At 55.2% G+C, this 8,345-nt stretch carries 7 protein-coding genes; all 7 read left to right on the top strand.

What is annotated here, in order from left to right:
• On the top strand, positions 1-977 hold a 977-nt coding region (hflC, locus tag RTY00_RS14570; protein WP_312664927.1), incomplete at its 5' end, for a protease modulator HflC.
• A 57-nt stretch (positions 978-1,034) separates the two neighbouring features.
• A complete protein-coding gene (locus RTY00_RS14565) occupies positions 1,035-1,232 on the top strand; it encodes a DUF2065 domain-containing protein (RefSeq protein ID WP_008103612.1) in 198 nt (65 codons plus the stop codon).
• 181 nt (positions 1,233-1,413) lie between these two features.
• Positions 1,414-2,712 carry an adenylosuccinate synthase gene (locus RTY00_RS14560; RefSeq protein ID WP_008103611.1) on the top strand — a complete coding sequence of 433 codons (1,299 nt, stop codon included), beginning with the start codon at positions 1,414-1,416 and terminating at the stop codon, positions 2,710-2,712.
• A 190-nt stretch (positions 2,713-2,902) separates the two neighbouring features.
• Positions 2,903-3,346: a nitric oxide-sensing transcriptional repressor NsrR gene (gene nsrR / locus RTY00_RS14555; protein ID WP_008103609.1), complete on the top strand. Its 444-nt coding sequence runs from the start codon at positions 2,903-2,905 to the stop codon at positions 3,344-3,346.
• A 16-nt stretch (positions 3,347-3,362) separates the two neighbouring features.
• Positions 3,363-5,813: a ribonuclease R gene (gene rnr, locus RTY00_RS14550; RefSeq protein WP_312664926.1), complete on the top strand. Its 2,451-nt coding sequence runs from the start codon at positions 3,363-3,365 to the stop codon at positions 5,811-5,813.
• Between the two features lie 108 nt (positions 5,814-5,921).
• Complete coding sequence (gene rlmB, locus RTY00_RS14545) at positions 5,922-6,656, top strand: 23S rRNA (guanosine(2251)-2'-O)-methyltransferase RlmB (RefSeq protein WP_312664925.1); 735 nt, start codon at positions 5,922-5,924, stop codon at positions 6,654-6,656.
• A gap of 185 nt (positions 6,657-6,841) precedes the next feature.
• Positions 6,842-8,345, top strand: a 1,504-nt coding sequence (locus RTY00_RS14540; RefSeq protein WP_312664924.1) for an isovaleryl-CoA dehydrogenase, incomplete at its 3' end; no start/stop codon positions are given.

Here is an 8,345-nt window from a genome sequence, read left to right as displayed (position 1 = left end):
TTGTAGTGCTGGTGGTGCTTTACGCGTCACTGTTCGTGGTGCAGGAAGGCCAACGTGGCATCGTGCTGCGCTTTGGTAAGGTTCTGCGTGATGACGAAAACAAACCGCTGGTGTACGCACCGGGTCTGCATTTCAAAATTCCGTTTATTGAAACCATGAAATCACTGGATGCGCGCATTCAGACCATGGATAACCAGGCTGACCGCTTTGTTACCAAAGAGAAGAAAGACCTGATCGTTGATTCTTACATCAAATGGCGTATCAGTGACTTCAGCCGTTACTACCTGGCAACCGGTGGTGGCGACGTTTCTCAGGCGGAAGTGCTGCTGAAACGTAAGTTCAGTGACCGTCTGCGTTCTGAAATGGGTCGTCTGGATGTGAAAGACATCGTGACCGATTCGCGTGGCCGTTTGACTACCGACGTGCGTGATGCCCTGAACACCGGTAGCGCAGGTAATGATGATGACGTTCAGACGCCCGCTGCGGATGACGCAATTGCGAGTGCGGCAGCACGTGTAGAACGTGAAACCAACAGCAGCGAGCCTGCTCCAAATCCGAACAGTATGGCTGCGTTGGGTATTGAAGTTGTCGACGTGCGCATCAAGCAGATCAATCTGCCAACCGAGGTTTCTGACGCGATCTACAACCGTATGCGCGCCGAGCGTGAAGCGGTAGCGCGTAGTCAGCGTTCACAAGGTCAGGAAGAGGCAGAGAAACTGCGTGCGCAGGCCGATTATCAGGTCACACGTACGCTGGCAGAAGCACAGCGTGAAGCGCTGATTTCTCGCGGTGAAGGTGATGGTGAAGCGGCAAAACTGTTTGCAGATGCCTTCAGCCAGGACCCGGATTTCTACGCCTTTATCCGCAGCCTGCGTGCCTATGAGAATAGCTTCTCAGACAATCAGGATGTGTTGGTGCTGAGCCCGGATAGCGATTTCTTCCGCTATATGAAAGCGCCCTCTAACGCCACGCGTTAAGAACTGATATAAAGTCCAGGCCGACAATGTTGTCGGCCTTTTTTTTGGGAAAAAATCATGAATTCAACCATCTGGATGGCGCTGGCTTTGGTTTTGGTGCTGGAAGGACTTGGACCGATGTTTATGCCACGCGCCTGGCGACGCATGATCCTGGCGATGACGCAGTTACCCGATCGTCTCTTGCATCGTTTTGGTGGCGGTTTAGTGGTGGCCGGCGTGGTGATCTACGCGATGATCAGTATGCACGCGCGCTAATCAGCGTAAATTTTGTGTGATGCCGCGCGACTCAATTGTGTCTGTTGGCCGCTGTTCCCCCAACATGTTGTGAGCTGAGCAAAACTCAGGCAAAAAACAGCGCAATCGTATGCTAAAAGTGCTGAAAGAGTAAAAGTCAGGTGGTAGAATCCATTTTTAAGCAATCGGTGATTTTGAAAAAATGGGTAAGAACGTCGTCGTACTGGGCACCCAATGGGGTGACGAAGGTAAAGGTAAGATCGTAGACCTTCTGACAGAGCGCGCGAATTACGTCGTGCGTTACCAAGGTGGCCATAATGCAGGCCACACACTTGTCATCAACGGTGAAAAAACCGTCCTCCACTTAATTCCATCTGGCATCCTGCGTGAAAACGTCACCAGCATCATTGGTAACGGCGTTGTACTGTCGCCTGAAGCGCTGATGAAAGAGATGAAAGGTCTGGAAGAGCGCGGTGTGCCGGTACGTGAACGTCTGTTGATCTCTGAAGCCTGCCCATTGATTCTGCAATACCACGTAGCAATGGATGTGGCGCGCGAGAAAGCGCGTGGCGCCAAAGCTATCGGCACCACCGGTCGCGGTATCGGTCCTGCCTATGAAGACAAAGTGGCACGTCGCGGTCTGCGCGTGAGCGATCTCTTCAACAAAGAAACTTTTGCAGTGAAGCTGAAAGAGATCGTCGATTTCTACAACTTCCAGCTGGTTAACTATTACAAAACTGACGCTGTTGACTACGAAAAAGTGCTGAGTGATACGCTGGCGGTTGCCGATATCATTACCAGCATGGTGGTTGACGTCTCTGATCTGCTGGACGGCGCGCGTAAGCGTGGCGACCTGATCATGTTCGAAGGTGCGCAGGGTACGCTGCTGGATATCGACCACGGTACCTATCCGTACGTGACCTCATCGAACACCACCGCAGGTGGCGTAGCGACGGGTTCAGGTATTGGTCCACGCTATGTTGATTACGTGCTGGGTATCGTCAAAGCCTACTCAACGCGTGTTGGTGCAGGTCCATTCCCGACCGAACTGTTCGACGAAACCGGCGAGTTCCTGTGTGCACAAGGTAACGAGTTCGGCGCGACCACAGGTCGTCGTCGTCGTACCGGCTGGCTGGATGCGGTTGCCGTTCGCCGTGCAGTACAGATCAACTCACTGTCAGGTTTCTGCATGACCAAGCTGGACGTGCTGGATGGCCTGAAAGAAGTGAAAATCTGTGTGGCTTATCGCATGCCAGATGGCCGCGAAATGACCACCACGCCGCTGGCGGCTGAAGGCTGGGAAGGCATTGAGCCGATTTACGAAACCATGCCAGGCTGGAGCGAGACCACATTCGGCGTTAAGACGCTGGAAGGTCTGCCGCAAGCTGCACGTGACTACATCAAACGTGTAGAAGAAGTGACCGGTGTGCCAATTGATATTATTTCTACCGGCCCAGACCGCAGTGAGACCATGATTCTGCGCGACCCGTTCGACGCATAATCTCCTCAGGCCGGACTCTGTCCGGCCTTTGTATTTCTAATCTTTGACTCCACTCACTCTATTTTTTCTTGCAGATATCGATACTTGCCAGAAAAAACGCACCGGCCACCACGCTCTGGTTTATCATCATATTTAAACATCACGCCGACCGGCGCATAACCATAACGTTCGATGATTCACTGAGGTATATGTGCAGCTAACAAGTTTTACCGATTATGGTCTGCGTGCCCTGATTTACATGGCGACGTTACCGGAAGGTAAGCAGACCAACATTACCGAAGTCACCGATACCTACGGGGTGTCGCGTAACCATATGGTTAAAATCATCAACCAACTGAGCCGGGCTGGCTTTGTCGCCGCAACACGCGGTAAAAACGGCGGAATTCGTTTAGGCATGGACCCGGAAAAAATCGTCATTGGCGATGTGGTGCGAAGAATGGAGCCATTGCAGCTCGTGAACTGTGACGAGTGTGTGATCACGCCGGCCTGTCGTTTGCGTAAAGCATTGCACGATGCGGTCCAGCTATTCCTCAAGGAACTGGACAAGTATACGCTGGCCGATTTGGTCAAAGATAACGATTCGCTGTACCAACTTTTATTGTCCGAACCGCCGGTGGCAATCCAAATTAAATGACATCGGAGGAACCGTAATGTCAAAAGATCCTTTTCAGGATAGAGAAGCTGAAAAATACGAAAACCCAATCCCAAGCCGCGAATTTATCCTGGCACTGCTAGAAAAACGGGAAAAGCCGACCAACCGCGATGACATCGCGCAGGAATTGAATATCACCAGCGAAGAGCAGCTGGAAGCGCTGCGTCGTCGTCTGCGCGCCATGGAGCGCGATGGTCAGCTGGTGTTTACGCGTCGTCAATGTTACGCCCTGCCAGAACGTCTTGATCTCCTGCGCGGTAAAGTGATTGGTCATCGCGATGGCTACGGCTTCCTGCGCGTGGAAGGCCAGAAGGATGATTTCTATCTCTCAGCCGAACAGATGAAATTCTGCCTGCACGGCGACGTGATTCTGGCGCAGCCAGGCAGCGCCGATCGTAAAGGTCGTCGTGAAGCGCGCGTGGTGCGCGTGCTTGAGCCACGTAACAGCCAGATCGTCGGCCGCTACTTTACCGATGCAGGTACCGGTTTTGTGGTGCCGGATGACAGCCGCCTGAGTTTCGACATCCTGATCCCGCAAGAAGAAACGCTCAACGCGCGTATGGGTTCAGTGGTGGTGGTGGAAATCACCCAACGTGCCACGCGTCGCACCAAGGCGCTTGGCAAGATTACTGAACTGCTGGGCGACGATATGGGCACCAGCCTTGCGGTCGATATGGCAGTGCGCACTCATGAAATCCCGCACACCTGGCCGGAAGAAGTTGAGAAGCAGATCGCTAAGCTGAAAGAAGAAGTGCCGGAAGAGGCGAAGCTTGGACGTGTAGATTTACGTAAGCTGCCGCTGGTCACCATTGATGGTGAAGATGCGCGCGACTTTGATGATGCTGTTTTCTGCGAGAAGAAGCGCGGCGGCGGCTGGCGTTTGTGGGTGGCAATTGCCGACGTCAGCTATTACGTGCGTCCGGGCACACCGCTGGACGATGAAGCGCATCAGCGCGGCACTTCGGTCTATTTTCCGTCGCAGGTTATCCCGATGCTGCCGGAGATTCTCTCCAACGGCTTGTGCTCGCTGAATCCGCAGGTTGATCGTTTGTGCATGGTGTGTGAGATGACCATCTCCTCCAGCGGCAAACTTACCGGTTTCAAACACTATGAAGCGGTGATGAATTCCCATGCGCGACTGACCTACAACAAAGTGTGGAACATTCTGCAAGGTGATGCCGATCTGCGTGAACAATACGCGGCGCAGGTTCCCCATTTGCATGAACTGCACAACATGTATCAGGTGCTGGAAACCGCGCGCGAGCAGCGTGGCGGCATTTCGTTTGAGACCGATGAAGCCAAGTTCATCTTCAACGCCGAGCGTCGCATTGAGCGCGTTGAGCGCACCTCACGTAACGATGCGCATAAGCTGATTGAAGAGTGCATGATTCTCGCCAACATCGCCTCGGCGCGTTTTGTTGAGAAAAATGAAGAGCCTGCGCTGTTCCGCGATCACGATCGCCCAAGCGAAGACAGCATCAAAAGCTTCCGTACCGTACTGAACGAGCTGGGCTTAAGCCTGCCGGGCGGCGCTAAGCCACATCCGACCGATTATGCTGCTCTGTTGAAGCAAGTTGCCGATCGTCCAGACGCGGAAATGCTGCAAACCATGCTGCTGCGTTCGATGAAGCAGGCCGTTTACGATCCTGAAAACCGGGGGCACTTCGGCCTGGCGCTGGCGTCTTATGCGCACTTTACCTCGCCGATTCGCCGTTATCCGGATTTGCTGCTGCATCGCGCCATCAAATATCTGCTGGCAAAAGAGCGCGGCGAAGTCGATGGCATCACCACGCCGACCGGCGGTTATCACTACGACATGCAGCAAATGCTGCAGCTGGGCCAGCACTGTTCGCTGACCGAGCGCCGTGCTGATGAAGCCACGCGCGATGTTGCTGATTGGCTGAAGTGCGATTTCATGCAGGATCAGGTTGGCACCGTGTTCAACGGCGTAATCTCCAGCGTCACTGGCTTTGGTTTCTTCGTGCGTCTCAACGATCTGTTTATCGATGGTTTGGTACATGTCTCGACGCTGGATAATGACTATTATCGCTTCGATGCGGTGGGCCAGCGTTTGATTGGCGAATCCGGCGGCCGCACTTATCGTCTGGGCGATGCGGTGGAAGTGCGCGTTGATGCAGTGCATATGGACGAGCGTAAAATCGACTTCGCGCTGATTTCCAGCAAGCGTGTACCGCGCGGCGAAGGCAAAACCGAGCGCGAGCGTGAGAAACGCGGCGGCAAACCGCCAGCTAAACGTCGTCGTGATGCCGGTAAGAAGGGCACTTTCGAGCCTGATTCAGCGTTCCGTGGCGACAAGAAAAAGCCTGCCGCTGCTGAGAAACCGGCTAAAAGCGAGAAAAAAGGCAAAAAAGTTTCCGAGAAAACCCGTAAAATCGCCGCCGCCACCAAGTCCAAGCGTGCGTCGAAGAAGCAGCCTGACGAAGCCTGATAGTTTGGTCGCCTTGTATGGCGACCAGACGAAAACGTTGCAGGGTGCGCATTAATGCGCACCCGAATCTCCGTATTCAACGATCTAAATCCAACCTTGAGCAAAGTAATGAGTGAAATAATTTTTGGTATTCATAGCGTGCAGGCGCTACTGGAGCGCGATCCTCAGCGTTTTCAGGAAGTCTTTATCCTTAAAGGCCGCGAAGATCGTCGCCTGCAGCCGCTGATCCTCGCACTGGAAGCTCAGGGAATCCCGGTGCAGGTGGCGAACCGTCAATGGCTCGATAGCCAGGTTGAAGGCGGCGTGCATCAGGGCATTGTGGCGCGCGTGAAGCCAGGCAAGCAGTATCAGGAAGGTGATTTGCCGGATCTGCTGCAAAGCCTTGAAAAGCCGTTCCTGCTGGTGCTGGATGGCGTTACCGATCCGCACAATCTCGGCGCTTGCCTGCGTAACGCGGATGCCGCTGGCGTGCATGCGGTCATCGTGCCAAAAGACCGTGCAGCACCGTTGAATGCCACCGCGAAGAAAGTGGCCAGCGGCGCGGCAGAAAACGTGCCGTTGATTCGCGTCACCAACCTGGCGCGCACCTTGCGCTTGCTACAGGAATACAATGTCTGGGTCGTTGGTACCGCAGGCGAAGCCGATCACACTGTTTACCAAAGCAAAATGACTGGCCCAATGGCGCTGGTGATGGGTGCGGAAGGTGAAGGTATGCGTCGTTTGACGCGTGAGCATTGCGATGAGCTGATCAGCATCCCAATGGCCGGCAGCGTCTCGTCACTCAACGTGTCAGTTGCCACCGGCGTCTGCTTGTTTGAAGCCGTTCGTCAGCGCCAGGCGTGATCCCCACCGCAAAAAAATTTCCAGGCCAGGCATAACTGCAAAACAGCTACATACTTATACCCTAAATAATTCGAGTTACAGGAAGGCGGCAAGTGCGTGAGTCCCCAGGAGCTTACATCAGTAAGTGACTGGGGTGAACACACGCAGCCAACGCACCTGTAGCTCGAAGTATGACGGGGATATGTATGATTTGGCACACCCACACCGTATTCAACCAGCCCGATCCGCTCAGCAACAGCAACCTATTCACGCGAGATATCGCCCTGTGCGAGGCCGTTGCACGCGAAGGCGCCAGTTGGGATCGCGAATGGCTGGCTTCCGTCGGCCTGCAACTTGGCAGCGCCGAATCTCTCGAGTTAGGCCGCTTAGCAAACGTTGAAGCGCCAGAACTGCTGCGCTACAACGCGCGCGGCGAACGTCTCGACGAAGTGCGTTTTCATCCCGCCTGGCATCTGCTGATGCAGGGATTGTGCGCCAGTCGGCTACACAATCTCAGCTGGCAGCCCGACGTACAGCCACAGGCGATGGTGGCGCGTGCCGCACGTTTTATCCTGCATGCACAGGTGGAAGCGGGCTCGCTTTGCCCGGTGACCATGACGCACGCCGCTATTCCGCTGCTCCAAAATCATCTGCCTGAACCCTACGCTGACTGGCGCGAAGCGCTGCTTAGCGATCGTTACGATGCGCATCATCTGCCGGGCAATCAGAAACGCGGCCTGCTGATTGGCATGGGCATGACGGAAAAACAGGGCGGCACCGATGTGTTGAGCAACACCACACGCGCCGAACCGCTCGGCGTGCGCGGGGCGGGCGAAGCGTATCGCATCACCGGCCATAAATGGTTTTTCTCGGTCCCGCAAAGCGATGCGCATCTGATTCTGGCGCAAACGTCACAGGGATTGAGTTGCTTCTTCCTGCCCCGCTTGCTGCCGGATGGCTCGCGCAACGCCATTCGCATCGAACGACTGAAAGACAAGCTCGGCAATCGTTCCAACGCCAGCGCTGAAGTGGAATTTCAGGATGCAATCGGCTGGCTGATGGGCGAAGAGGGCGACGGCGTTCGGCTGATCCTCAAGATGGGCGGCATGACGCGCTTCGACTGCGCGCTGGGCAGCCACGGACAGATGCGTCGTGCGCTGTCGATTGCCGTACACCATGCGCAGCAGCGTCAGGTGATGGGCAAGAACCTTATCGATCAGCCGCTGATGCGCGCGGTGCTGGCGCAACAGGCGCTGCAGCTGGAAGGACAAACCGCCTTGCTGTTGCGGCTGGCGCGCGCCTGGTCAACACCGGCCAGCGAACATGAACGCTTGTACGCACGCTTGTTCACACCGGCTGCCAAATTCGTGGTCTGTCAGGCGGGCATGCCCTTTGTGGCAGAAGCGATGGAAGTGCTGGGCGGCATTGGCTATTGCGAAGAGAGCGAACTGCCGCGTCTTTATCGTGAGATGCCGGTCAATAGCATCTGGGAAGGATCCGGCAATGTGATGTGCCTGGATGTCCTGCGCGTGCTCGGCCGCCACGCCGAGGTGATGACCATGCTGCACGATGAGTTTGATGCGGTGAAAGGCAGTAATCGTCACTTTGATCGCCGCTGGCGGCAATTACGCTTGCAGCTCGCGAACCCGCGTGAAGGGCAGGCGCGAGAAATCACGCGCGAGTTACTGCAGCTGGCAAGTGCCGCGATTC

This window comes from Pantoea sp. CTOTU49201 (assembly GCF_032054795.1).
In the GTDB taxonomy this organism is placed as follows: domain Bacteria; phylum Pseudomonadota; class Gammaproteobacteria; order Enterobacterales; family Enterobacteriaceae; genus Pantoea; species Pantoea symbiotica.
Note: the sequence above shows the minus strand (reverse complement) of the source record. Positions and strands in the feature narration are given on the sequence as shown.